General features: G+C 67.2%; 19 protein-coding genes. 1 reads left to right on the top strand and 18 read right to left on the bottom strand.

The genetic code is table 11. The features are described from left to right. Positions 1-50: 50 nt before the first annotated feature. From putA to hemE, 3 genes are all read right to left on the bottom strand, one after another. On the bottom strand, positions 51-3,974 hold the full coding sequence (gene putA / locus KS03_RS17470) for a trifunctional transcriptional regulator/proline dehydrogenase/L-glutamate gamma-semialdehyde dehydrogenase (protein WP_012734189.1): 3,924 nt from the start codon (positions 3,972-3,974) through the stop codon (positions 51-53). Between the two features lie 496 nt (positions 3,975-4,470). Then, positions 4,471-6,723: a primosomal protein N' gene (locus KS03_RS17465; RefSeq protein WP_012734188.1), complete on the bottom strand. Its 2,253-nt coding sequence runs from the start codon at positions 6,721-6,723 to the stop codon at positions 4,471-4,473. A 433-nt stretch (positions 6,724-7,156) separates the two neighbouring features. Beyond that, positions 7,157-8,251 (bottom strand): uroporphyrinogen decarboxylase, encoded by a 1,095-nt coding sequence (hemE, locus tag KS03_RS17460; RefSeq protein ID WP_012734186.1) that lies wholly within the window; start codon positions 8,249-8,251, stop codon positions 7,157-7,159. A gap of 323 nt (positions 8,252-8,574) precedes the next feature. Between hemE and KS03_RS17455 the strand changes: the two genes are divergently transcribed. After that, a complete protein-coding gene (locus KS03_RS17455) occupies positions 8,575-9,339 on the top strand; it encodes a transporter substrate-binding domain-containing protein (protein WP_035981929.1) in 765 nt (254 codons plus the stop codon). Positions 9,340-9,951: 612 nt separating this feature from the next. Here the strand turns inward: KS03_RS17455 and KS03_RS17450 are convergent. The 15 genes from KS03_RS17450 to mnmG form a co-directional block, all read right to left on the bottom strand. Next, on the bottom strand, positions 9,952-11,724 hold the full coding sequence (locus KS03_RS17450) for an AMP-binding protein (RefSeq protein WP_012734183.1): 1,773 nt from the start codon (positions 11,722-11,724) through the stop codon (positions 9,952-9,954). A gap of 168 nt (positions 11,725-11,892) precedes the next feature. Further along, a complete protein-coding gene (locus KS03_RS17445) occupies positions 11,893-12,318 on the bottom strand; it encodes a F0F1 ATP synthase subunit epsilon (protein WP_012734182.1) in 426 nt (141 codons plus the stop codon). Positions 12,319-12,461: 143 nt separating this feature from the next. Further along, positions 12,462-13,856, bottom strand: coding sequence for a F0F1 ATP synthase subunit beta (gene atpD / locus KS03_RS17440; RefSeq protein ID WP_012734181.1), 1,395 nt, complete (start codon positions 13,854-13,856; stop codon positions 12,462-12,464). A 72-nt stretch (positions 13,857-13,928) separates the two neighbouring features. Then, positions 13,929-14,807 carry a F0F1 ATP synthase subunit gamma gene (atpG, locus tag KS03_RS17435; protein ID WP_012734180.1) on the bottom strand — a complete coding sequence of 293 codons (879 nt, stop codon included), beginning with the start codon at positions 14,805-14,807 and terminating at the stop codon, positions 13,929-13,931. A gap of 68 nt (positions 14,808-14,875) precedes the next feature. Next, entirely contained in the window at positions 14,876-16,417 is a 1,542-nt protein-coding gene (gene atpA, locus KS03_RS17430; protein ID WP_012734179.1) for a F0F1 ATP synthase subunit alpha, read from the bottom strand. A 44-nt stretch (positions 16,418-16,461) separates the two neighbouring features. Next, the gene (locus tag KS03_RS17425; protein ID WP_012734178.1) at positions 16,462-17,001 is read right to left on the bottom strand and encodes a F0F1 ATP synthase subunit delta; all 540 of its coding nucleotides are present in this window, start codon (positions 16,999-17,001) and stop codon (positions 16,462-16,464) included. Positions 17,002-17,003: 2 nt separating this feature from the next. Further along, entirely contained in the window at positions 17,004-17,474 is a 471-nt protein-coding gene (locus KS03_RS17420; protein ID WP_012734177.1) for a F0F1 ATP synthase subunit B, read from the bottom strand. Positions 17,475-17,606: 132 nt separating this feature from the next. Beyond that, the gene (atpE, locus tag KS03_RS17415) at positions 17,607-17,876 is read right to left on the bottom strand and encodes a F0F1 ATP synthase subunit C (RefSeq protein WP_012734176.1); all 270 of its coding nucleotides are present in this window, start codon (positions 17,874-17,876) and stop codon (positions 17,607-17,609) included. Positions 17,877-17,950: 74 nt separating this feature from the next. Beyond that, on the bottom strand, positions 17,951-18,802 hold the full coding sequence (gene atpB / locus KS03_RS17410; RefSeq protein WP_012734175.1) for a F0F1 ATP synthase subunit A: 852 nt from the start codon (positions 18,800-18,802) through the stop codon (positions 17,951-17,953). A 153-nt stretch (positions 18,803-18,955) separates the two neighbouring features. Further along, positions 18,956-19,483: an ATP synthase subunit I gene (locus KS03_RS17405; RefSeq protein ID WP_012734174.1), complete on the bottom strand. Its 528-nt coding sequence runs from the start codon at positions 19,481-19,483 to the stop codon at positions 18,956-18,958. 267 nt (positions 19,484-19,750) lie between these two features. Then, positions 19,751-20,884 carry an SLC13 family permease gene (locus tag KS03_RS17400; RefSeq protein WP_017432178.1) on the bottom strand — a complete coding sequence of 378 codons (1,134 nt, stop codon included), beginning with the start codon at positions 20,882-20,884 and terminating at the stop codon, positions 19,751-19,753. 13 nt (positions 20,885-20,897) lie between these two features. Then, positions 20,898-21,785: a ParB/RepB/Spo0J family partition protein gene (locus tag KS03_RS17395; protein WP_012734172.1), complete on the bottom strand. Its 888-nt coding sequence runs from the start codon at positions 21,783-21,785 to the stop codon at positions 20,898-20,900. A gap of 37 nt (positions 21,786-21,822) precedes the next feature. Continuing rightward, positions 21,823-22,593 (bottom strand): ParA family protein, encoded by a 771-nt coding sequence (locus KS03_RS17390; RefSeq protein ID WP_012734171.1) that lies wholly within the window; start codon positions 22,591-22,593, stop codon positions 21,823-21,825. 54 nt (positions 22,594-22,647) lie between these two features. Further along, positions 22,648-23,340 (bottom strand): 16S rRNA (guanine(527)-N(7))-methyltransferase RsmG, encoded by a 693-nt coding sequence (gene rsmG, locus KS03_RS17385; RefSeq protein ID WP_080569279.1) that lies wholly within the window; start codon positions 23,338-23,340, stop codon positions 22,648-22,650. Beyond that, the gene (gene mnmG, locus KS03_RS17380) at positions 23,337-25,307 is read right to left on the bottom strand and encodes a tRNA uridine-5-carboxymethylaminomethyl(34) synthesis enzyme MnmG (protein WP_012734169.1); all 1,971 of its coding nucleotides are present in this window, start codon (positions 25,305-25,307) and stop codon (positions 23,337-23,339) included. The genes rsmG and mnmG overlap by 4 nt, the downstream gene beginning before the upstream one ends. Positions 25,308-25,648 lie beyond the last annotated feature (341 nt).

The raw sequence follows: 25,648 nt of genomic DNA, 5'->3' as shown, positions 1-25,648 counted from the left end.
CGGGTTTGCCTTGCCGCTTCCGTTTCGTCATGCCAACCAGCCGGGATCGCTCAGCCAATCGTCATCAGGTTCGCGTTGCCGCCCGCCGCCGCGGTGTTGACGCTGACCGAGCGCTCGGTCAGCAGGCGCTCCAGCGCGTAATCCTCGTCGCCGTTCTCGAAGGCGCCCGCCGCCACGCCCTGCACCGACACGATCGGCCCGGGGCGCTGCGACACTTCCTTCACCAGCGCCAGCAGCTCGTCGCTGTCGCCCTCGAACAGCACCGCGTCGAAGCCGGCGTCCGGCTGCTTGCGCACGCCCGCATACGGCTTCAGCGCGGCCGGCAGCGCGGCGGCCAGCGCCTCGCCGGCGGCGCCCGCGAACAGCGCGCGGTTGCCGGTGGCCAGCACCGCGGCCAGCTGCGCGCGCGCGCCCTTGGCGGTGGCCGCCACGCACAGCACCGTGCCGCGCGGGCCGAGCGTATAGGTATTGCGTTCGCCGGTCGGCCCCGGCAGTACTGCGGTCGCGCCGGCCAGCACGCGCGCCAGGTAGCCTTCGCAGCGCGCGGCGAGCGCCGGCTCGCGCTGCTCGATCAGCCAGTCGCGCAGCGCGGCGAGCGCCGAGGACGGATTATCTCCCGACTCGCGATCCCCCGGCGCGTCGACCACCAGCGCCGCCTCCAGCGACTTCGGCAGCCCGGCCGGGCGGGTGGCCAGCAGGCGCTGCAGGTAGAGCGCGCCGCCCGCCTTCGGGCCGGTGCCCGACAGGCCCTCGCCGCCGAACGGCTGCACGCCCACCACCGCGCCCACCACGTTGCGGTTCACGTAGATGTTGCCCACGTGCGCGCGGCCGATCACGTGCGCGATGGTCTCGTCGATGCGCGTGTGGATGCCGAGCGTGAGCCCATAGCCGGTCGCGCGCACCTGGTCGAGCAGCTTGTCGAGCCCGCTGCGGCGGTAGCGCAGCACGTGCAGCACGGGGCCGAACACCTCGCGCTTGAGTTCGTCGATGCTGTCGATCTCGATCAGCGTCGGCGGCACGAAGGTGCCGTGCGCGCAGCCTTCCGGCATCGGCAGCTGAGTGACCGCGTGGCCCTTGTCCTTCATCGCGGCCACGTGCGCGTCGATGGTGCGCTTCGCGTCCGCGTCGATCACCGGGCCGACGTCGGTCGACAGCCGGTCCGGGTTGCCCAGCGACAGCTCGTGCATCGCGCCCTTGAGCATCGTCAGGGTGCGCTCGGCCACGTCGTCCTGCAGGCACAGCACGCGCAGCGCGGAGCAGCGCTGGCCGGCCGAGTCGAACGCCGAGTTAAGCACGTCGGCCACCACCTGCTCGGCCAGCGCCGACGAATCGACGATCATCGCGTTCTGGCCGCCGGTCTCGGCGATCAGCGGGATCGGCTTGCCGTCCGGATCGAGCCGGCCGGCCAGCACCTTGTTGATGAGGCGCGCCACCTCGGTGGAGCCGGTGAACATCACCGCGCGCGTGCGCGGGTCCGACACCAGCGCCGCGCCCACCGTCTCGCCGTCGCCCGGCAGCAGTTGCACCGCGCCGGCCGGCACGCCCGCCTCGCGCAGCAGGCGCACCGCCTGCGCGGCGATCAGCGGGGTCTGCTCGGCCGGCTTGGCCAGCACCGTGTTGCCCGCCGCCAGCGCGGCGGCCACCTGGCCCATGAAGATCGCCAGCGGGAAGTTCCACGGGCTGATGCAGACCACCGGCCCGAGCGGGCGATGCGTATCGTTCGAGAACTCGTCGCGGATCTGCGCCGAGTAGTAGCGCAGGAAGTCGATCGCCTCGCGGATCTCGGCCACCGCGTTCGGCAGCGACTTGCCCGCCTCGCGCACCACCAGGCCCATCAGCGTATGCATTTGCGCTTCGAGCAGGTCCGCCGCGCGCGCCAGGCAATCGGCGCGCGCCTCGACCGGCGTGGCCTGCCAGATCGGCGCGGCCGACACCGCGTGCGCGAGCGCCGCGCTCACGTGCTCGGGCGTCGCCTCGCTGACGGTGCCCACCACGTCGCGCTGGTCGGCCGGATTGCGCACCTCGCGCGCCGGCGCGTCGTCCAGCGCCTCGTCGGCCAACAGCGGCGCGGCACGCCACGGATGATGCGCGCTCGTGAGCAGCGCCGACGACAGCGACGCGAGCCGGTGCTCGTTCGACAGGTCGAGGCCCATCGAGTTGGCGCGCGAATCGCCGTACAGCTGGCGCGGCAGCGGGATCTTCGCGTGCGGCGCGCCGAGCGGCACGATGCGCGCCGCTTCCTCGACCGGGTCGGCCACCAGTTCCTTCACGGCCACCGTCTTGTCGGCGATCCGGTTCACGAACGAGGTATTCGCGCCGTTCTCGAGCAGCCGGCGCACCAGGTAGGCGAGCAGCGTCTCATGGGTGCCGACCGGCGCGTAGACGCGGCAGGGCCGGTTCAGCTTGTCGCGGCCCGTCACCTCCTCGTAGAGCGGCTCGCCCATGCCGTGCAGGCACTGGAATTCATACTGGCCCGGATAGTAGTTCTGGCCGGCCAGGTGATAGATCGCCGAGAGCGTGTGCGCATTGTGCGTGGCGAACTGCGGATAGACCGCATCGGGCGCGCCGAGCAGCTTCTTCGCGCAGGCCAGATACGACACGTCGGTGTAGATCTTGCGCGTGTAGACCGGATAGCCCTCCAGGCCGTCCACCTGCGCGCGCTTGATCTCCGAGTCCCAGTAGGCGCCCTTCACGAGCCGGATCATCAGGCGGTGCCGGCTGCGGCGCGCCAGATCGATCAGGTAGTCGATCACGAACGGGCAGCGCTTCTGGTAGGCCTGCACCACGAAACCGATACCGTTCCAGCCGGTCAGCTCGGGATCGAAGCAGAGCGCCTCGAGCAGGTCGAGCGAGATCTCGAGCCGGTCCGCCTCCTCGGCGTCGATGTTCAGGCCGATGTCGTAGCGGCGCGCCAGCAGCGCCAGCGCGCGCACGCGCGGCAGCAGCTCGGTCATGGTGCGCTCCTGCTGCGCGCGCGAGTAGCGCGCATGCAGCGCCGAGAGCTTGATCGAGATGCCGGGGCCTTCGTAGATGCCGCGGCTGCCGGCGGCCTTGCCGATCGCGTGGATCGCCTGCTCGTAGGACGCGTAGTAGCGCAGCGCGTCCTCCTCGGTGGTGGCCGCCTCGCCGAGCATGTCGTAGGAGTAGCGGAAGCCGCGCGCCTCGTACTTGCGGCTGTTGGCGAGCGCCTCCGAGATCGTCTCGCCGGTCACGAACTGCTCGCCCATCAGGCGCATCGCCATGTCCACGCCCTTGCGGATCAGCGGCTCGCCGCCCTTGCCGATCATGCGCGTGAGCGCCGACGAAAGCCCCGCCTCGCTGTTGGTAGTGACCAGCTTGCCGGTGATCATCAGCCCCCAGGTGGCCGCGTTCACGAACAGCGACGGCGCATGGCCGACGTGCGAGCGCCAGTCGCCCTTGCTGATCTTGTCGCGGATCAGCGCGTCGCGCGTGGCGCGATCGGGAATCCGCAGCAGCGCCTCGGCCAGGCACATCAGCGCCACGCCTTCCTGGCTCGACAGCGAAAATTCGTGGATCAGCCCTTCCACGCCGCCGCCCGAACTCTTGGTGCGCAGCGTCTCCACCAGCTTGGCCGCCATCGTCTGGACCGCATCGGCTAGGTGGGCCGGCAGCCGCGCCTGGCCGATCAGGAACGGCACGCACTCCGGCTCCGGGCGACGGTACGCGGCGGTGATCGCCGCGCGCAGCACCGACTGCGGCTGCACGCTCTGCGCGAATTCGAGGAACGGGTGCGGCGCGCCGTCTTCGGCGTCGGACTGGCCGTCGGCCAGTTCGGCAACACCGCTGCGGCCCGACAGCTCGGCCGGCAGCTGGCCGTGCTCGATGCGCTCGAGGTACGCGAAGATGGCCTGCTTGATCAGCCAGTGGGGGGTGCGCTCCAGTCGCGCGGCGGCGTCCTTGAGACGCGCGCGAAGCAGATCGTCGACTTTGACGCCTAGGGTGGTGCTTGCCATGATTCCTTTTGTGCCAGGCTGGAGCCGGCGGTCGCGTGGATGAGACTCGCGACATCCTATGCCACACAATAAAAAGGTGCAACCGAATCGCACGTGCGGTTGCACCTTTCTAAAATTCTTTGGAATCAAAGCATTAGATCATCGCAACCCGGCCTCGCCAAGCATCGGGGCGATCGGTATTTTCCCTTAGGCCGGATTTGCGCCGCAGGCACTCGGCACGGATGCACCGAAGTGGGGACGCGCTGCCGGCGCGCCCGCGCGAGCGCGCCGCGGCGCGGCGGGCGGCCTGCCTGGAGGAGAGCCAATCGCTGCGAGACAGGTGCGACAAGGCGCGGCGGCGGTTTGCTCGTGCTGCGCCGAGGTTGCGCCGGCGGGCGGAAACCCGCACCGTTGCCGGCCGGTGCGCCGCGCTATCGTCGCGGGCGCGGCCGGGTTGCACCACTTCGATGCATCCGCGCCGACCGCGTTGCGACGCGCACCGGCATGGCGGCGGCGCTCAGATGTCGAGCGGATCGACCTCGACGCTCCAGCGCAGCACTCCTTTCAGCTCGCGCAACAGCGGCTGCCACGCGGCGAGCACGCGCTGCAGCACCGCGCGCGACGCGCTCTCGACGAGCAACTGCGCGCGATGCACGTGCATCACCTTTACGATCGTCAGCGGCACCGCGTCGTAGACGGTCACGCGCTCGGCACCGGGCAGGGTGGCGAGCGCGGCCGCGCCGGCCTGCAGGAACGCGATCGCGGCCTCCAGCGTGCGCCCCTCGGCGCGCAGCAATGCCTGATAGACGAACGGCGGCAGATGCGCGTCGCGCCGCTCGGCCAGCGTCGCATTGGCGAAGCCGACGTAATCATGGCGCGCCAGCGCGTGATAGAGCGCGTGACGCGGATAGCGCGTCTGGATCAGCACGTCGCCGGCCAGCCCGGCGCGGCCGGCGCGGCCGCTCACCTGCATCAGCTGCGCGAACAGCCGCTCGGTGGCACGGAAGTCGTGCGAGAACAGCGCGGTGTCGGCGTTCAGCACGCCGACCAGCGAAACGCGCCGGAAATCGTGGCCCTTGGCGATCATCTGCGTGCCGACCAGGATGTCGACCTCGCCCGCGTGGACGTCGGAGAACAGCGCCTGGGCGCTGCCCTTGCGGCGCGTGCTGTCGGCATCGATGCGCAGGATCCGCGCGCCGGGCACCGCCTCGGCGAGCGTTTCCTCGACGCGCTGGGTGCCGCGGCCGAGCGGCGCGAGATCGACGTTGCCGCACTCCGGACAGGCGTGCGGAATCCGCGATTCCCAGCCGCAGTGGTGGCAGCGCAGCGCGCGCTCGGGCTTGTGCAGCACGACATAGGCGCTGCAGCGCGGGCAGCCGGCCACCCAGCCGCAGGCGTCGCAGGCGAGCGCGGGCGCGTAGCCGCGGCGGTTCAGGAAAATCAGGCTCTGCTCGCCGCGTTCGAGCCGCCCCTTCAGCGCCGCCACCAGCGGCCCCGACAGCCCGCCGAGCGAGGCGCGGCCGCGCCGCCGCTCCTCTTCCAGATCGACGAGCCGCACGCTGGGCAGCACGGCGTCGGCCACCGCGCGCCGCGACAGCGTGAGCCGCCGGTAACGCCCCTGCTCGGCGAGCCACCAGCTTTCGAGCGACGGCGTGGCCGAGCCGAGCACCACCGGCACGTCGAGTTGCTTGGCGCGCCACACGGCGAGATCGCGCGCCGAATAACGCAGCCCCTCCTGCTGCTTGTAGGCGGGCTCGTGCTCCTCGTCCACCACGATCATCGCCAGCGACGGCAGCGAGGCCAGCACCGCGAGCCGCGTGCCGAGCACGATCCGCGCGCGGCCGGTGTGCGCGGCGAGCCAGTGCCGCGCCCGCTCGCCCTCGGCGAGCCCGCTGTGCAGCGTGACGATCGCGTCGCCGGGCATCACGGCCGCGAAGCGCGCCCGGAACGCGGACTCGAACTGCGGCGTGAGATTGATCTCGGGCACCAGCACCAGCGCCTGCGCGTCGGGCCGCGCGTCGAGCAACGCGGCCAGCGCGCGCAGGTAGACCTCGGTCTTGCCGCTGCCGGTCACGCCGTGCAGCAGGAACGCCGCGAAGCCGCGCGCCGCGCAGATCGCGTCGAGCGCATCCTGCTGCTCGGCCGTCAGCGCGGGCGGCACAGGCGCGCCGACCCGGTTGTCCACCGGTTGTCCACCGGCGTCGGCGATCGAAATCTCGTCGCGCGCGGCCCAGCCGGCCTCGCACCAGGTGTCGAGCGTCGCCGTCGCCTTCGGGTGCAGCGCGCGCAGTTCGGGCAGGCCGAGCGCGGGCGCCTCGGCGAGCGCCTGTGCGAGCCGGCGCAGCGCCACGGCGCGCGTCGGCAGTGCGCCGGGCAGCGCCTCGCGGCCGGCCGGCAGCAGCCGGTAGCGCACTTCGGGCGCCAGCAGCCGGCCCCAGCGCGACGCGTCGCGCAGCGCCTGGGGCAGAGCCGGCAGCGCCACCTCGCCGCGCCCGCGCTGGTAATAGTCGGCCGCGAACGCGATCAGTTCGAGCCAGGCGTCGGACAGCGGCGGCAGCTCCGAGCAGACCTCGGCCACCTCGCGCAGGCGGTTCGCGGGGACTTCGGTGTGAGTGGCGACTTCGCAGATCAGCCCCACGGCGAGCCGCTTGCCGAACGGCACCTGCACCAGCCTGCCGCGCTCGGGCGGCACCGTCGCGCGATAGCGGTAGTCGAACAGCGTCGCCAGCGGGTGGTCGAGCGCGACGCGGACGAACCAGTCCCCGCTCATCGCCGGCGCGCGGCCGGCGCCGCGAAGTTAAAGTAAAACATCACTTTCGCCGCTAAGTTTCGGATTCTCATTAAGAATCGGGGAACGCCGACTCCACCTGTGGATAACTTTGTTGAGAACTCGCGCCTGTCGGGCCGGAAACGGTGCAGCCGTCTGCGCTTCGCCGCCTTCGGCGCCGTTCTGGCACCGGTCGCGAAGCCTTATCCAGCAAGGCCGCTATCCGTTTTCCGGTGCAATAGCGCGAGCGGTTTGTCGATGCTGCACTCTACCGCGCTGCAACGTGCAAAATGTGTATAAGTCAAGTCTTGACAAGCCGGGAAGTGCCAGCCGGCGGGCGCTGACGTCGTCCGGCGAGCGTGCCGGCGGCGCCCGCGATGCACGAAGCGCGCCAGCCCTCCCCACTGCAGTGCCGCATCGTGTCGACAGTGACCGCTCAGCCCAGCGGGCCGGCGCGCAGCGTCCTGCTGTGCCGATGCACCTCGTCGACCAGTTCCGCGACATGCTCGGGCGGCGTGAACTGCGAGATACCGTGGCCGAGGTTGAACACGTGGCCGGGGTGGTTGCCATAGCTGTCGAGCACCGCGCGCGCTTCCATGCGGATCGTCGCCGGCGGCGCGAACAGGATCGACGGATCGAGGTTGCCCTGCAATGCCACGCTGCCACCCACGCGCTCGCGCGCGCGGCCCAGGTTGACGGTCCAGTCGAGGCCGACCGCGTCCACGCCGCTGCCGGCGATTTCCTCGAGCCAGAGCCCGCCGCCCTTGGTGAAGATGATCACCGGTACGCGCTCACCGTCGTGCTCACGGGCGAGTTGCGCGACGACGCGGCGGATCGGGTCGAGCGAGAGCCGCTGGTAGGCCCCGTCGGCGAGCGCCCCGCCCCAGGTGTCGAAGATCATCACGGCCTGCGCGCCCGCTTGGATCTGCGCGTCGAGATAGGCGGCCACCGCGTCGACGTTCACGTCGAGGATCCGCTGCATCAGGTCGGGCCGCGCGTAGGCCATCGACTTCACGGTGCGGAAATCGTCGGAGCCGCCACCTTCGACCATGTAGCAGGCAAGCGTCCAGGGGCTCCCCGAGAAGCCGATCAGCGGCACGCGCTGGCGACCCTGCGCATCGGTGAGCGCGCGCCGGATCTCGCGCACCGCGTCGGTCACGTAGCCGAGCGTTGCGCCGATGTCGGGCACCGCGAGCCGCGCCACGTCGGCCTCGGTGCGCACCGGATGCGCGAACTTCGGTCCCTCGCCGGCCAGGAACTCAAGGCCGAGCCCCATCGCGTCGGGAATCGTCAGGATGTCGGAGAACAGGATCGCCGCGTCGAGCGGATAGCGTTCGAGCGGCTGCAGCGTCACTTCCGCCGCATACTCCGGATGCTTCGCGAGCCCGAGGAAGCTGCCGGCGCGCGAGCGCGTGGCGTTGTACTCCGGCAGATAACGGCCCGCCTGGCGCATCAGCCAGATCGGCGTGTAATCGGTCGGCTGGCGCAGCAGCGCGCGCAGGAAGGTATCGTTGAGCAGGTTATGAGCCACGGTGGAGGGCGACGGAGCGTGAGCAAACGGGCATTCTACCGGAGCCGCCGCCCAGGGCCGCGCGAGCGCGTCGCCGCGGGCGGGCCGGCGGGCGGGCCGCAACGTCGGTGCGCCCGCTATCATCGAGGGCAGGCGGCCTGCCCGCCGCCTCGATCCCGACATCCATCCCACCAGCCAGCGCGGCCGCCCCTTTGGAGACTTCGATGCCGTTCGCCCGCCCCCGCGCCCAGCGCCCCATCCATCCCGCGCACCGTGCGCGCCGCCCGCTTCGTCCGCTATCGGCCGTCGCGTTCGCGCTGGCGAGCGCGGCCATCGCCGGCGCCATGCCGGCGCGGGCCGCGGACCCGGCCGAAGCCGCCAGTAGCGCCGCCACGCCCCCCACGCCCGCCTCGCGGCTCGACGCGGTGCTGGCGCGCGGCACGCTGCGCGTCTGCACCACCGGTGACTACCGCCCCTACTCCTACTACCGGCCCGACGGCCGCTTCGAGGGCATCGACATCGATCTGGCCGAGTCGCTCGCGCGCTCGCTCGGCGTGCGGGCCGAGTTCGTCAAAACCAGCTGGCGCACGCTGACGGACGACTTCGTCGCGAAGTGCGACGTCGCAGTAGGCGGCATTTCGACCACGCTCGACCGCCAAAAGCGCGTGTTCTTCACGCGTGCGACGATGCAGGACGGCAAGACCCCGATCGTGCGCTGCGCCGATGTCGACCGCTACCGTACCATCGCGCAGATCGACCAGCCGTCGACGCGCGTGATCGTGAACCCGGGCGGCACCAACGAGCGCTTCGCGCGGCAGTTCCTGCCGCATGCGACCCTGACGGTCTACCCCGACAACGTGACGATCTTCAGGCAGATCCTCGACGGCCGCGCGGACGTGATGGTGACCGACGCGTCCGAGACCCGCTGGCAGCAGAAGCTCAATCCCGGGCTCTGCTCGGTCCACCCGGACCAGCCGTTCCAGTTCGGCGAAAAGGCCTACATGCTGCCGCGCGGCGACGTGGTGTTCCAGCAGTACGTCGACCAGTGGCTGCATCTCGCGCGCGAGACCGGCGAATTTCAATCCATTACGGACCACTGGCTGAAGTAAGCCGCGGCGGCCGACGACGGGCGGCAGTCGAGCGTCTCGCCGCCGACACCGCCCCGGTCGGACCGCCCGGAAATCCGTCGCACAATCACCCGCGGCCGCGCCTTTAATCACATCGTCCCTTAATTCAACTATTTTGGCCCGACAAACGCGGCAGTATCGAAATGCGCGAAATCATAACTTTCGTTAAATACGATGCATCCGAAGATCAGGTAAAACGCGCACAAAAAGCCATTCGGAAATGTGGTAAAAATGACGTCGAGCAATCCTTCCGGAAGGGGTAAAAAGTCCCGCTCAGCCTTATCTGACGGGCGTTACAACCTGATACACTTTGTTACCGCGCTACTTTCACAATTCGCCCACAATGGCTCTCACGGTTTCAACACGGATGTGGTCTTTCTAGTGCGGCGTGTGAGCGGATACGATGCACTTCGAATAGTCCGTCGGCTTTGTGCCGAATCCCTTGCCAGGGGCATCCCTGTTGGAATCGTGACCGGCCCACGCCGGTTGCGTTCCACCTTTGGTCTCCTCGCGCTAACCCCGTAGCGTGTGGTTTTTAGCGGGCTCTTAAGCCCGCTTTTTTTCGTCTGCAGAAAACGCAGGCCGCGTCGTTCGTCAGGCTGTTTTCTGCACCGCCAGCCCGAGTTCGTCGATCATCGCCTCGCGCATCACGAACTTCTGCACCTTGCCCGTCACGGTCATCGGCAGCGCCTCCACGAAACGCACATAGCGCGGCACCTTGTAGTGCGCGATCTGTCCGCGGCAGAACTCGCGCAGCGCCTCGGCGTCGAGCGTTTCGCCGGCACGCAGCACCACCCACGCGCACACCTCCTCGCCGTATTTCGCATCGGGCACGCCGAACACCTGCGCGCTCTGGATCTTCGGATGGCGGAACAGGAATTCCTCGATCTCGCGCGGATAGATGTTCTCGCCGCCGCGGATCAGCATGTCTTTCAGGCGCCCGACGATGTTGCAGAAACCCTCCTCGTCGAAGGTGGCGAGGTCGCCCGTATGCATCCAGCCGTCGACGATCGCCGCACGCGTGAGCGCGTCGCCGCCGTCGCCCGCGCCATCGCACCAGTAGCCCGACATCACCGAATAGCCGCGCGTGCAGAGTTCGCCCGTCTCGCCCACCGGCACGATCGCGCCCGTCGCGTCGACGATCTTGGCCTCGAGGTGCGGCTGAATCCGGCCCACCGTGGTGGTGCGCTTTTCGAGCGAGTCGGTGGTGGCGCTCTGGAACGAGACCGGGCTCGTCTCCGTCATGCCGTAGGCGATGGTCACCTCCGCCATGTGCATCTCGGCCACCACGCGCCTCATGATCTCGATCGGGCACGGCGAGCCGGCCATGATGCCGGTGCGCAGCGTGCGCAGATCGAAGCGGCCGAACTCGGGATGGTCGAGCTCGGCGATGAACATGGTCGGCACGCCGTGCAGCGCGGTGCAGCGCTCGGCCTGGACGGCCTCGAGCGTTGCAAGCGGATCGAACGCGGCGCCCGGAAACACCATCTTCGCGCCCGCCGACACGCAGGCCAGCGCCGCCAGCACCATCCCGAAGCAGTGGTAGAGCGGCACCGGGATGCAGAGCGCGTCGTGCGCGCCCAGGTGCATCACGCCGGCGATCGCGATCGCGTTGTTGACGATGTTGCGGTGCGTGAGCGTGGCGCCCTTCGGGCTGCCGGTGGTGCCGCTCGTGAACTGGATGTTGATCGGGTCGGTCTGCGCGAGGCCGGCGCCGAGCACGTCGAGCGCTGCGCGCGCGCGCAGCGTGCGGCCGCGCGCCAGCACCTCGTCGAAGCGGAACATGCCGGCCGGCGCTTGCGCGCTCATCGACACGATCGCGCGCAGCGACGGCACGCGCGCGCAGCGCAGCGCGCCCGGCGCCTGGCTGTCGACCTCGGGCAGCAGCGTGCGCAACATTTGCGTGTAGTGCGAGGACTTGAACGACTCGGCGGCGATCAGCGCCTTGCAGCCCACCTGGTTCAGCGCGTACTCGAGCTCGGCGAGCCGGTAGGCGGGATTGATGTTGACGAGGATCGCGCCGATCCGCGCGGTGGCGAACTGCGTGAGCAGCCACTCGACCCGGTTCGGCGCCCAGATTCCGACGCGCTCGCCAGGCGCGATGCCGAGCGCGACCAGCGCGGCGGCCAGCGCGTCGACCTCGTCGCCGAACTCGCGCCAGTTCCAGCGCACGCCCTGCTCGCGGAACACCACGGCCGGGCGATCGGGATGGCGCGCGATCGTCTCGGCCAGCAGCGCGCCGACGGTGGCGTGGCTGAGCGGCACGTCGGTCGCGCCGCGCACGTACGACAGGCCATCACGCGGCGCGAGCCGCGCACCGTCGATACCGGCCGCCGCGCCACCGCCCGTCCCCGCCATCGTCGCCATGTCGTCTCCACACGCGCAGAATGAGCGGCCCATTCTGCACCGGCCACCCCTCGCCCGACATCGGGATTAGCCGGAATGTACGCGGGGATGCGCGGCGGGCCGCGCGGGCGAAAAAAAAGCAGCCCGAAGGCTGCTTCCTGGTGCCGGCGCGCGAGGCGCTGGCGTGCCTCAGTTCTTGCTGCGAATCTTCGCCAGACGCTGGATCGCCTCGAGCTGCGCCATTGCGGTCGCGAGTTCCGACTGCGCCTTGGCCAGATCGATGTCGGACTTCGCGTTCTGCAGCGTTTCCTCGGCGCGACGCTTCGCTTCCTCGGCCTTGGCGGCGTCGAGGTCGCGGCCGCGAATCGCGGTGTCGGCGAGCACGGTGACCGCGCCCGGCTGCACTTCGAGAATACCGCCGGCGACGAACACGAATTCGTCGGCACCGGCTTCGGACTCGATGCGCACCGCACCCGGACGGATCCGGGTGATGAGCGGCGTGTGGCCGGGCAGAATGCCCAGCTCACCCGATTCGCCCGGCAGCGCGACGAATTTCGCCTGGCCCGAGAAGATTTCCTCTTCCGCGCTGACGACGTCTACTTTGATGGTTGCCATATCGACTCCTGTCGACGGAGCGCGGCGCCTGAGCGTCTCGCCCCGTCCCATGCACGGCGGGTTGAGCGTGTTGCGTGTGGCGCGCGCGGGCCGGTCGCGAAGGTGCCGCGACCGCCTGCCCGCGCAGGCGACTCACCCCACCCTTACTGGATCTTCTTGGCCTTCTCGAAGGCTTCGTCGATCGTGCCGACCATGTAGAACGCCTGTTCCGGCAGGTGATCACACTCGCCGTCGACGATCATCTTGAAGCCGCGGATGGTTTCCTTCAGCGGCACGTACTTGCCCGGCGCGCCCGTGAACACTTCCGCGACGTGGAACGGCTGCGACAGGAAACGCTGGATCTTCCGCGCGCGCGCGACCGTCAGCTTGTCTTCCGGCGACAGTTCGTCCATGCCCAGGATCGCGATGATGTCGCGCAGTTCCTTGTAGCGCTGCAGCGTCTGCTGCACGCCGCGCGTGATCGTGTAGTGCTCCTCGCCGATCACGTTCGGGTCGATCTGGCGCGAGGTGGAATCGAGCGGATCGACGGCCGGGTAGATGCCCAGCGAGGCGATGTCACGCGACAGCACGACGGTGGCGTCCAGGTGGCCGAAGGTGGTGGCGGGCGACGGGTCGGTCAAGTCATCCGCCGGCACGTACACGGCCTGCACGGACGTGATCGAGCCGGTCTTGGTCGACGTGATGCGCTCCTGCAGCTTGCCCATTTCCTCGGCCAGCGTCGGCTGATAGCCCACTGCCGACGGCATCCGGCCCAGCAGGGCCGACACTTCGGTCCCGGCCAGCGTGAAACGGTAGATGTTGTCGACGAAGAACAGCACGTCGAGGCCTTCGTCACGGAAGTGCTCGGCCATCGTCAGGCCGGTCAGCGCGACGCGCAGACGGTTGCCCGGCGGCTCGTTCATCTGGCCGTACACCAGCGCGACCTTGTCGAGCACGTTGGAGTCCTTCATTTCGTGGTAGAAGTCGTTCCCTTCACGGGTCCGCTCGCCCACGCCCGCGAACACGGAGTAGCCGCCGTGCTCCTTCGCGATGTTGTTGATCAGCTCCATCATGTTGACGGTCTTGCCGACGCCGGCGCCGCCGAACAGGCCGACCTTGCCGCCCTTCGCGAACGGGCAGACCAGGTCGATCACCTTGATGCCCGTTTCGAGCAGCTCGGTCGACGGCGACAGCTCGTCGAACGCGGGCGCCTTCTGGTGGATCGAGCGCTGATGCTCGCTCTCGATCGGGCCGGCCTCGTCGATCGGACGGCCGAGCACGTCCATGATGCGGCCGAGGGTCGGCTTGCCGACCGGCACCGAGATCGGCTTGCCGGTGTTCTTCACCAGCACGCCGCGGCGCAGGCCGTCGGAGGCGCCCAAACAGATGGTGCGGACGATGCCGTCACCGAGCTGCTGCTGGACTTCGAGCGTCAGCTCCGTACCTTCCAGCGTCAGCGCGTCGTAGATCTTCGGCATGCTTTCGCGCGGGAATTCCACGTCGATAACGGCGCCGATGCACTGTACGATCTTGCCTTCTACCAAAGCAGTAGTACTCATCGCTTTTCCTTTCAATACCTGATTCTTGACTCGCGCAAGGGCGCAGTTTCGAGGCAACGGTCACGCGGCCGCTTACACCGCGGCGGCACCGCCGACGATCTCCGACAGCTCCTTCGTGATCGCTGCCTGCCGGCTCTTGTTGTACGACAGCTGAAGCTCGCTGATCACGGTCTTCGCATTGTCGGACGCAGCCTTCATCGCGACCATTCGCGCCGATTGCTCGGACGCCATGTTTTCCGCCACGGCCTGATAGACGAGCGCCTCGACGTAGCGCACCAGCAATTCGTCGACCACCGCCTGTGCATCCGGCTCGTAGATGTAGTCCCACGAAGTCGAGGGCGTGCCGTCCGCGCCGTTCTCGAAATGATCGGCCGCGAGCGGCAGCAGCTGCTCGATCACCGCTTCCTGCTTCATCGTGTTGATGAAGCGCGTGTAGGCGATGTACACGGCCGACAGCTTGCCTTCCGAGTACAGGTCGAGCTGGACCTTCACGGCGCCGATCAGCTTGTCGAGGTGCGGCGTGTCGCCGAGCTGGACGACCTGCGAGATCACCTTGCCGCCGACGCGGTTCAGGAAACCCAGGCCCTTGCCGCCGATCGCGGTGGCCTCGAACTTCTGGCCCTGCTTCTCGAGTTCCTTCAGCTTGTTCACCGTCGCGCGCAGCACGTTGGTGTTCAGGCCGCCGCACAGACCCTTGTCGGTCGTCACGAGGATCAGGCCCGCCGTCTTCGCGTCCTTGTTCTCCACCATGAACGGGTGGCGATACTCGGGGTTCGCGCGGCTCATGTGCGCGGCGATCGCGCGGACCTTGTCGGCATACGGACGCGCGGCGCGCATGCGCTCCTGCGCGCGGCGCATCTTCGATGCCGCGACCATCTCCATTGCCTTGGTGATCTTGCGCGTGTTCTGCACGCTCTTGATCTTGCCGCGAATTTCCTTCATTCCAGCCATTGCTTGCTCCTTGACCGAAGCGGCGCGGCGCTACGCGTGCCGCACCGCTTCAGGGTGTCCCTCGCGGATCAATAGGCGCCCGACTTCTTGAAGGACTTCAGCGCTTCGTGCAGCGCGCCGTCGTCTTCCTTCGACAAAGCCTTGGTGTCTTCGATACGCTTGATGAGCTCGGCGTGGCTGGCCTTCAGGTATTCGCGCAGGCCCTTCTCGAAGCCGAGCACGTCCTTGACGTCGATGTCGTCGAGATAGCCGTTGTTCGCCGAGAACAGCGCGACGGCGAGTTCCCACACCTGCAGCGGCTGGTATTGCGGCTGCTTCAGCAGTTCCGTCACGCGGCGGCCGCGCTCGAGCTGCTTGCGCGTCGCGGCGTCGAGATCCGAGGCGAACTGCGCGAACGCGGCGAGCTCGCGATACTGCGCGAGGTCGGTACGGATGCCGCCCGAGAGCTTCTTGACGACGTTGGTCTGCGCGGCGCCGCCGACTCGCGACACCGACACGCCGGCGTTGATGGCCGGCCGGATGCCGGCATTGAACAGGTCGGTTTCGAGGAAGATCTGGCCGTCGGTGATCGAGATCACGTTGGTCGGCACGAAGGCCGTGACGTCGCCCGCCTGCGTTTCGATGATCGGCAGCGCCGTCAGCGAACCCGTCTTGCCCTTCACCTCACCGTTGGTGAACTTCTCGACGTACTCGGCCGACACGCGCGCGGCGCGCTCGAGCAGACGCGAGTGCAGATAGAACACGTCGCCCGGATAGGCTTCACGGCCCGGCGGGCGGCGCAGCAGCAGCGAGATCTGGCGATAGGCCCAGGCCTGCTTGGTCAGATCGTCATAGATGATCAGCGCGTCCTGGCCGCGGTCGCGGAAGTATTCGCCCATCGAGCAGCCCGCATACGGCGCGAGGTACTGCATCGCGGCCGAATCCGAGGCCGAGGCCGACACGACGATGGTGTATTCCATCGCGCCGGTTTCCTCGAGCTTGCGCACCACGTTCATGATCGACGAAGCCTTCTGGCCGATCGCGACGTAGATGCAGATGAGGTCCTTGCCCTTCTGGTTGATGATCGTGTCGAGCGCGACGGCGGTCTTGCCCGTCTGGCGGTCGCCGATGATCAGCTCGCGCTGGCCGCGGCCGATCGGCACCATCGCGTCGATCGACTTGACGCCCGTCTGCACCGGCTGCGACACGCCATGACGCCAGATCACGCCCGGGGCGATCTTCTCGATCGCGTCGGTCGCCTTCGCGTTCACGGGGCCCTTGCCGTCGATCGGGTTGCCGAGCGCATCGACCACGCGGCCGATCAGCTCCGGGCCGACCGGCACTTCGAGAATGCGGCCCGTCGTCTTGACGATGTCGCCTTCCGAGATGTGGCCGTAGTCGCCGAGAATCACCGCGCCGACCGAATCGCGCTCGAGGTTCAGCGCGAGGCCGAACGTGTTGCCCGGAAATTCGAGCATTTCGCCCTGCATCACGTCCGACAGGCCGTGGATGCGCACGATGCCGTCCGTCACGGAGATCACGGTGCCCTGATTGCGAACGTCCGCGCTCGCTTCAAGGCCCTGGATCCGGCTCTTGATCAGCTCGCTGATCTCAGAGGGATTGAGTTGCATATTCGCTCCTGATGTTCAATTCTGTTGCGTGCCGGCAGCGGCGCTCAGGCCGTCAAGGCAGCCTGCATGCTGGCCAGCCGCGCGCGCACCGAGGTATCGAGCACTTCGTCGCCGACCGTCACGCGCACGCCGCCGATCAGCGACGCGTCGACTTCGACCGCGGCCTTCAGCTTGCGGCCGAACTTGCGTTCGAGGCTCGCGACGAGCTCGGCGAGCGGGGCGCCCTCGAGCGGAAACGCGCTGACGATCTGCACGTCGGCGGCGCCTTCGCGCGCGTTCTTCAGTGCGTCGAATTGCACGGCGATTTCCGGCAGCAGCACGATGCGGTGATTGTCGACCAGCATCCGCACGAAGTTCTTCGCCTCGGCGCTGCCCGCGAGCGGCGACTTCACCGCGGCGAGCAGCAACTCGGCGATCTGCTCGCGCGCCACCTTCGGGCTCGACGCGACAGACTTGACTTCGGGCAGTTGCGCAACCTGGGCCAGCTCCTCGACGAGCGTGGACCAGGCGGCGACGTCACCTGCCTCGGCCACGCGGAACAGTGCTTCTGCGTAAGGGCGGGCGATGGTTGCAAATTCGGCCATGATCAGAGCTCGGCTTTCAGTTGATTCAGCAGTTCGGCATGAGCCGTCTGGTCGACTTCGCGCTTCAGGATCTGTTCGGCGCCCTTGACGGCGAGCGTGGCGACGTCGGCACGCAGCGCTTCACGGGCCTTCACGACTTGCTGTTCGGCGTCGGCCTTGGCCTGCGCGACGATGCGGGCCGCTTCGGCCTGCGCGTTCGCCTTGATTTCTTCCGCCACGGCGAGCGCGCGCTTTTCGGCGTCGGCGATACGTTGCTGGCCGTCGGTGCGGGCTTGCGCGAGTTCCTGGTCGGCGCGCTGGTGCGCGGCCTCGAGTTCCGCCTTGCCCTTTTCCGCGGCGGCCAGGCCGTCGGCGATCTTCTTCGCGCGTTCGTCGAGTGCATTGATCAGCGGCGGCCACACGAACTTCATCGTGAACCACGCGAGGATCAGGAACACGACCAACTGCGCAAACAGGGTTGCGTTGAGATTCACGGTGTTTCCTTAGTCTGCTATTCCGGGAAAATGAAACGGTCAGGCGCTCATCGATTGCAGCCGATCAGCGCCCGGTCTCCGTTCCGCCCAGCGTCCCCACCGTCGGTGCGGACGCATCATTTCCGGGGAAACTTAGCCTGCGAGCTTCGACAGGAGCGGGTTCGCGAACGCGAACAGCATCGCCACGCCCACGCCGATCAGGAATGCAGCATCGATCAGGCCGGCCAGCAGGAACATCTTCGTTTGCAGCGGGTTGATCAGTTCAGGCTGACGCGCGCAGGCTTCGATGTACTTGCCGCCCATCAGGCCGATACCGATACAGGCGCCGATGGCACCCAGGCCGATGATGATGCCGATACCGACAGCGGTCAGACCCTGGATGTTGGCGATGAAAGCTTGCATGATCACTCCTATGTGAAAAGACTTGGAACTAGAGATTTAAAAAACAAAAACGAAGACTCGTGGGTCCGGCGCGCTCAGTGCTTCTCGTGCGCCTGACCGAGATACACCAGCGTCAGCATCATGAAGATGAACGCCTGCAGCAGGACAATCAGGATGTGGAAGATAGCCCAGATGCTGCCCGCGATCACGTGACCGATGAAACCGAGCACCGTCGCGTCGCCACCGAAGCTCCACATGCTGCCGAGCAGGGCGATCAGCAGGAACACCAGTTCACCGGCGTACATGTTGCCGAACAGCCGCATGCCGAGCGACACCGTCTTGGCCACGTATTCGACGATGTTCAACGCGAGGTTCGGAATCCACAGCAGCGGGTGCGCGCCGAACGGCGCCGACAGCAGTTCATGCGCGAAGCCGCCCAGGCCCTTGATCTTGATGCTGTAGTAGATCATCAGCACGAAAACGCCGAGCGCGATGCCGAGCGTGCCGTTCAGATCGGCGGTGGGGACGATGCGGTGGTTGGGAATCACGCCGGACAGACCGAGCAGGGCGATCACGCGGCCCGGCAGGTCGACCGGAAGGAAGTCGAGGGAGTTCATCAACAGCACCCAGACGAACACCGTCAGGGCCAGCGGCGCGATGAAGGTGCGATTGCCGTGAACCACGGCCTTCGATTGATCCTCGACCATCTCGACGACCATCTCGATCAGGCACTGGAAGCGGCCGGGCACGCCCGGCGTCGCCTTGCGAGCAGCCAGACGCAGCACCAGGATGGTGACGAGGCCGCAGACGATCGACCAGAACAGCGTATCGAGATTCCACACATGGAAGTCGACGATCGACGTTTGATGCGAGGAGGTGAAGTTCTGCAAGTGGTGCGCAATGTACTCGGACGGATCCAGAGCGTGCGTGCCTTCGCTAGCTGCCATAGTCGTTAATGCACCCAAATTGTCGAAAATCGTTGTTTTACGTATCACCGCAACTGATTATTGCGGAAACACGCGAGCGCAACCTCGGGTCGAATCGCGATACCGACGCCCACGTCAATTCGGAATTCGACAGCCGTTTTGCTGCAATATGCTTTACCGCCAGGCCAGAGCGAGCCAGTAGGTCTTCAGCGCGACGAGGTAGGTGACCAGCAACGGCACCCACTGCACATCCGGAAACCGGAGCGCCACCGCGATGAACATCGCGATCGTCACGCCCAGCTTCAGCGCCTCGCCGAACATCCAGCCCATCACGGTGTTCGCTCCGCCGAATCTCAGTCTCGCTGCGAACACCGCGCTCGGTACCCAGCCGATCGCTCCGCCCATGAACGCGGCTTGCGCAGCGGCGCCCGGCGACCTCGAAAACAGCCACCACGCCAGCGTTGCAACCAGGGACAAGGCCACTTGCGCAATCACCACCCGAAACGGTGTGACGCGAGATGGCCGACTCACCTCGGAACCGAACAGCGCCTGCGCCTCGGCCCGCGTGAGCGGAACGATAAGGTTATCCTGCTGCCCGGCATCCCAGTCGTCATCCGCATGGGGGGCGCCGCGCCGCTGCGCGGCAGCGACCTGCTGCGCATGGTGATCGTCGTGCCTGTCTTCCGGCGCTTGACCCGCCATCGCAATTTTCCGCAAGTTCGCCTTTCTTCCCGTCGGCTTTCCACAAGCTTTCAGGGCTGCCGTGCCAACAAATCCGAGCGATTGTAAGCGATACCTGCAGGCGATTCAAGGTTTTACACAAGACAAAAACACGACGGAAACGCCGTCCGAGTAGAACAAAATCGCGTGAATTTTCGAGGTCAGACAACAGTTGTAAGGTCTGTTTCCATTTCACCTTTCAAACCCGCTTTGGACCGGCCGGCGCGCACCGCGGCACGCCCCGGCGCGCTAGAACCAGCGCAGCCAGACGGCGCCCGCCGCGAACGCGACGAGGCCGAACGGCACGCAGACCAGATGGAACGGCAGCCAGATGCCGCGCGTCTTCGCGAGCCGCACCGCGATCAGATTCGCGAGCGAGCCGATCGCGAAACCGAAGCCGCCGACGCTCACGCCGAACGCCAGCGCGCGCCAGTCGCCGCTGAACTCCGAGAGCAGGATCGCCGCCGGCACGTTGCTGATGCCCTGCGACAGCACCGCACCCGCCGTGTAGAGGCGCAGCGGCGCGTCCAGGCCGGCGCGCGCGAGCGTGTCGTGAACCGCGGGCAGCGCAGCCGCACCGCGCAGCACCACGAACATCAGCACGAAGATCAGCAGCAGCAGCCAGTCGATGCGCAGCACCGCCTCGCGCCGCAGCAGGCCCAGCACCAGGGCCACCACGATCAGGCCCGGCACGACGTAGTGCGCGTCGGCAGCCGCCACGAAGCCGGCAAACAGCAGCGCGGCCGCGATCGCGAGCGGGCGGCGCACCGGGTGCGGCTCGCGATCGCCGGAGAAATCGAGGGGCGCGGAGCGGAACCAGAAGGCCGCCAGCACGAGCAGCATCAGCATCGTCATCAGCGCGAGCGGCCCCATTTCGAGGATGAAGCGACCAAATGACGCACCACTGCGCTGCCAGAGGAACAGGTTCTGCGGATTGCCGAGCGGCGTCGCGATCGACCCGGCGTTGACCGCGATCGCGAGGCAGATCACGAGCCGCTTGAACGGCAACGGCGCGAGCTTCTGCAGCGAGACGACGAGCGGCACCGCGACGAACAGCGCCACGTCGTTGGTGAGCCAGGTGGCGAGCACGGCGGCGAACACGATCAGCAGCATCGCGAGCGAGCGCTCGGTGCGAACGTGGTGGACGATCCGGTGCGCGAGCCACATCAGGAAGCCCGACATCTCGAGCGCCTTCGTCACCATCAGCAGGCCCGCCAGCGTCGCCACCGTCTGCCAGTCGACGAGCCGCGCGAGCGCGTCCACCGGCTGCGGCCGCGCGATCTGCAGCGCGACCAGCGCGACAACGAGGATGGACAGCACCGGCTCGCTCGCAATGAACGCGAGCCACCGACGGGAAGTATTGGACACGTTCAGTTCCGCCATGGGTACGCCCGCCTCAGGCTGCGAGGTTGCCGCGCAATCGCACGAGAATGCCTTCGAGCGCGTCGAGGTCGCCGAAGTCGATCGTCAGTTGCCCGCGCCCGCGGCGGCCCAGCTTGATTTTCACGTTCGAGGCCAGCAAATCGGACAATTCCTCTTCCAGGCGTCGCGTGTCGCGGCCGCCGTCGTCCTTCGACTTCGCCTTCAGCGCCGGCGCTTCCTTGGTGGTCTGCGCGACCAGTTTCTCGGTTTCTCGCACCGACAGCCGCTTGTTGACGACCTGGTGCGCGAGCGTGATCTGGGTCGCCGCATCCACGGCGAGCAGCGCGCGCGCGTGGCCCATGTCGAGGTCACCCGCCAGCAGCATGGTCTGCACCGGCGCGGCCAGATTCAGCAGGCGCAGCAGGTTCGAAACCGCACTGCGCGAGCGGCCGACCGACTCGGCGGCCTGCTCGTGCGTGAAGTCGAATTCGTCGAGCAGGCGCTGGATGCCGTGCGCCTCTTCGAGCGGATTCAGATCCTCGCGCTGGATGTTCTCGATCAGCGCCATCGCCGCGGCGGCCTGGTCGGTCACCTGCCTGACGAGTACCGGCACCTCGGCCAGACCGGCCAGACGCGCGGCCCGGAAGCGCCGCTCGCCGGCAATGATCTCGAAACGATCGGCCCCGACGGGACGCACCAGGATCGGCTGCATCACGCCCTGCGCGCGAATGCTCGCGGCCAGCTCCTGCAGCGCGCCCTCGTCCATCCGCGTGCGCGGCTGGTACTTGCCGGCCTGCAGCCGGTCGAGCGCGAGCGTATTCGGCGCCCCCTCGATCTTCACCGCCTCGGTAATGTCGGCGCTGCCGCCAAGCAAGGCCTCGAGTCCGCGCCCCAACCCCTTCTTCTTTGCTACCGCATTCATTGCATTCCCTCGTTCGCTAGCCCGGAACCCACGGCGCTCACAGCGCGCGCACCCGCTCGATCATCTCGGTGCCGAACTGCAGATACGCCTGCGCGCCGCGCGAGGCGCGGTCGAACACCACGCCCGGCAGCCCGTAGCTCGGCGCTTCAGCCAGCCGCACATTGCGCGGGATCACCGCATCGAACACCTTGTCGCCGAAGTGCGCCTTCAACTGGTCCGACACCTGCTGCTGCAGCGTGATGCGCGGATCGAACATCACGCGCAGCAAGCCGATCACCTTCAGTTCGCGGTTCAGGTTCGCGTGGATCTGCTTGATCGTGTTGACCAGGTCGGACAGACCTTCCAGCGCGAAGTATTCGCACTGCATCGGGATCACCACGCCGTGCGCCGCGCACAGGCCGTTCAGCGTCAGCAGCGACAGCGCCGGCGGGCAGTCGATCAGCACGAAATCGTACTGATCGGCGATCTTGTCGATCGCGGCCTTCAGCTGACGCTCGCGATTCTCCACCTCGACCAGTTCGATCTCGGCACCCGCGAGTTCCCGGTTGGCCGGCAGCACGTCGTAGGCGAGCGCCTCGGGGCGCACGCGTGCCTGCTCGATATCGACGCCATCGACGAGCACCTCGTAGACGGTCGACTCGCAGGCCGCCTTGTCGATGCCGCTGCCCATCGTGGCATTGCCCTGCGGGTCCAGATCGATCAGCAACACGCGCTGCTCCTGGGCAGCGAGGCTCGCGGCGAGATTGACCGTCGTCGTCGTCTTGCCGACGCCCCCCTTCTGGTTGGCCACGCAGAAGATTTTTGCCATCGTTGGTTTGTCCCTCTTTCTAAAACCGTTGGACGCGGAATCCCGCGTCCCATTTCATTGGGCTTCGGCGACGCCGACTTCGATCAGATGCCGCTCCGCGTCGAGCGCCGGCACCGCGAGCCGAATCGTCCGGCGAACCTGCGCGCCTTCCGGCAGCCGCGCAATTTCATCGTCGGGGCGCACGCCCTTCATCGCCCAGATTGCTCCGCCCGGTGCGACCAGGTGGCGAGCCAGCGAGACGAAATCGGCCAGATCGGCAAACGCGCGCGAGACGATCACGTCGAACTGCCCCGGCACCTCGTGGCCGGGGCGCAGCGTCTCGACGCGACCCGTGACGACCGAGAGGTTCGCCAGCTTCAGTTCCGCCTTCGCCTGCGTCTGGAACGCGGACTTCTTGTGGACGATGTCGTTCAGCGTGACCTGCCAGCCCGGAAAAACGATCGCGAGCACGATACCCGGCAGGCCGCCGCCCGAGCCGACGTCGAGCGCCCGGGTGGCCGCGTCGAGCGACCTCAGGTGCGGGACAATGGATAGCGAATCGAGGATGTGCTGAATCAGCATCTGCCGCGGGTCGCGGATCGAGGTCAGGTTGTAGACCGCGTTCCATTTGCCGAGCAAGGCGACGTAGTCGAGCAGCTTTGCCACTTGCGTCTCGTCGAGCGTGAGCCCGAGCGAATCGAGGCCATCGGCCAGCAATGCATGCAGAGCCTCGCGGGACGCGCCCGCTATCGGATGCCGCCCCCTCATTGCTGCGTCGGGACGTGGTTGCTGCCCCCCGCTTCGGCCGTCGTCGTCGATGTCGTGCCGCGCCGGCCGAGACCGCGCTTTAGGTGAACCATCAACAGCGAGATCGCCGCCGGCGTGATGCCCGAGATCCGCGACGCCTGCCCGATCGTCTCCGGACGATGCTGGTTCAGCTTCTGGCGCGCCTCGAACGACAGGCCGCGCACCTCGGCGTAATCGATGCCGTCCGGCAGCCGCGTATTTTCGTGCGCGCCATTGCGCTCGATCTCTCCGGCCTGGCGCTCGATATAGCCCTGGTACTTGATGCCGATCTCGATCTGTTCCTCGATCTGGGCCAGCAGCACCGGATCGTCGGCGAGCGGTTCGGCCGGAGCGCATTCGCCGCCGCGCAGGCCACAGACCCCGGCGTAGCTGACGCCGGGGCGGCGCAGCAATTCGGCCAGACTGTATTCGTGATCGATCGCCTTGCCGAGCAGCGCCGTCGCCTCTTCCACCGCGAGCGTTTTCGGTGTCACCCAGGTAGCGCGCAGCCGCTCTGTTTCACGTGAAACAGCATCGCGCTTGCGGCTGAATGCATCCCAGCGGACGTCGTCGACGACACCGAGTTCACGGCCCATTTCGGTCAGACGCATATCGGCATTGTCTTCGCGCAGGCTCAGGCGATATTCCGCGCGGCTCGTGAACATCCGGTATGGTTCGGACACGCCACGCGTAACCAGATCGTCAACGAGCACCCCAAGGTAGGCCTGGTCACGGCGCGGGCACCAGGCTTCCTTGTCCTGCGCATAACGGCCGGCGTTGATCCCGGCCAACAGACCTTGCGCGGCCGCTTCCTCATAGCCGGTAGTGCCGTTGATCTGGCCGGCAAAGAACAGGCCCTCGATGACTTTCGTTTCCAACGAGGCCTTCAGGCCGCGCGGGTCGAAATAGTCATACTCGATCGCATAGCCGGGACGCAGGATGTGCGCATGCTCCAGGCCCCGCATCGAGTGGACGAGATCGAGTTGCACGTCGAACGGCAGGCTGGTCGAGATTCCGTTCGGATAGAACTCGTTCGTGGTCAGCCCTTCCGGCTCAAGGAAGATCTGATGCGAATCTTTCGACGCAAAGCGGTGGATCTTGTCCTCGATCGACGGGCAATAGCGCGGGCCAACGCCTTCGATGACGCCGGTGTACATCGGCGAACGATCGAGGCCGCTGCGAATGATGTCGTGGGTGCGCTCATTGGTATGCGTGACCCAGCAAGGCAGCTGGCGCGGATGCTGCTCGGCGCGACCGAGAAACGAGAACACCGGGACCGGGTCGAGGTCACCCGGCTGCTCCTCGAGCTTCGAGAAATCGATCGAGCGGCCGTCGATGCGAGGTGGCGTTCCGGTCTTGAGCCGTCCTTGCGGCAGCTTCAACTCCTTCAGGCGTGCAGACAGCGACACGGCCGCCGGGTCCCCTGCCCGGCCACCGGTGTGGTTGTTCAGGCCCACGTGGATCTTGCCGTCGAGGAAGGTGCCGGCGGTCAGCACCACCGCACGGGCACGGAAGCGGATGCCGATCTGCGTGACTGCCCCTACGACGCGCTCGCCCTCGACGATCAGATCATCCACGGCTTGCTGGAACAGCCAGAGGTTCGGCTGGTTCTCGAGACGGCTGCGGATCGCCTGCTTGTACAGCAGACGGTCGGCCTGCGCACGCGTGGCACGCACGGCCGGCCCCTTCGATGAGTTGAGGATTCGGAACTGGATACCGGCCTCGTCGGTGGCGATCGCCATCGCACCGCCCAGTGCATCGACCTCCTTCACCAGATGGCCTTTGCCGATCCCGCCGATCGACGGGTTGCAGCTCATCTGGCCGAGCGTTTCGATGTTGTGGGTCAGCAGCAGCGTTTTCACGCCCATGCGGGCGGCGGCCAAAGCGGCTTCCGTACCGGCGTGACCGCCGCCGACGACGATCACGTCAAATTCAGTGGGATAAAGCATTACGGATTTCGCGTCAGAACGAGCGCGAACCTGAGAGAAAAGTATGGGGCGAATTATAGCGGGTTCGCTTTTGGCCCGAATATCGCCCGAACGGACAGCCAGCAAAAAACCATCTGTTTCACGTGAAACGCACCGCTTTTTTCAACACCCAACTCGGTTGCATGGCCGGATAGATGCTCGAGCGTGCATTCGCCAACCACATCGCTCGCCAGGGCGGGTGAAATTTCGGGCATTTCTGAAAAAGCACGACGTCTGCGAGAACCCCTCGATGCCACGCGATCGCATCTGGGCCGATGGTTTCACGTGAAACCACGGCGCCGTCGATGCTGGCCGCAGACACG

The sequence above is a fragment of the Burkholderia glumae LMG 2196 = ATCC 33617 genome (assembly GCF_000960995.1).
In the GTDB taxonomy this organism is placed as follows: Bacteria; Pseudomonadota; Gammaproteobacteria; order Burkholderiales; family Burkholderiaceae; genus Burkholderia; species Burkholderia glumae.
This window is presented reverse-complemented; position numbering and strand designations above follow the sequence as displayed.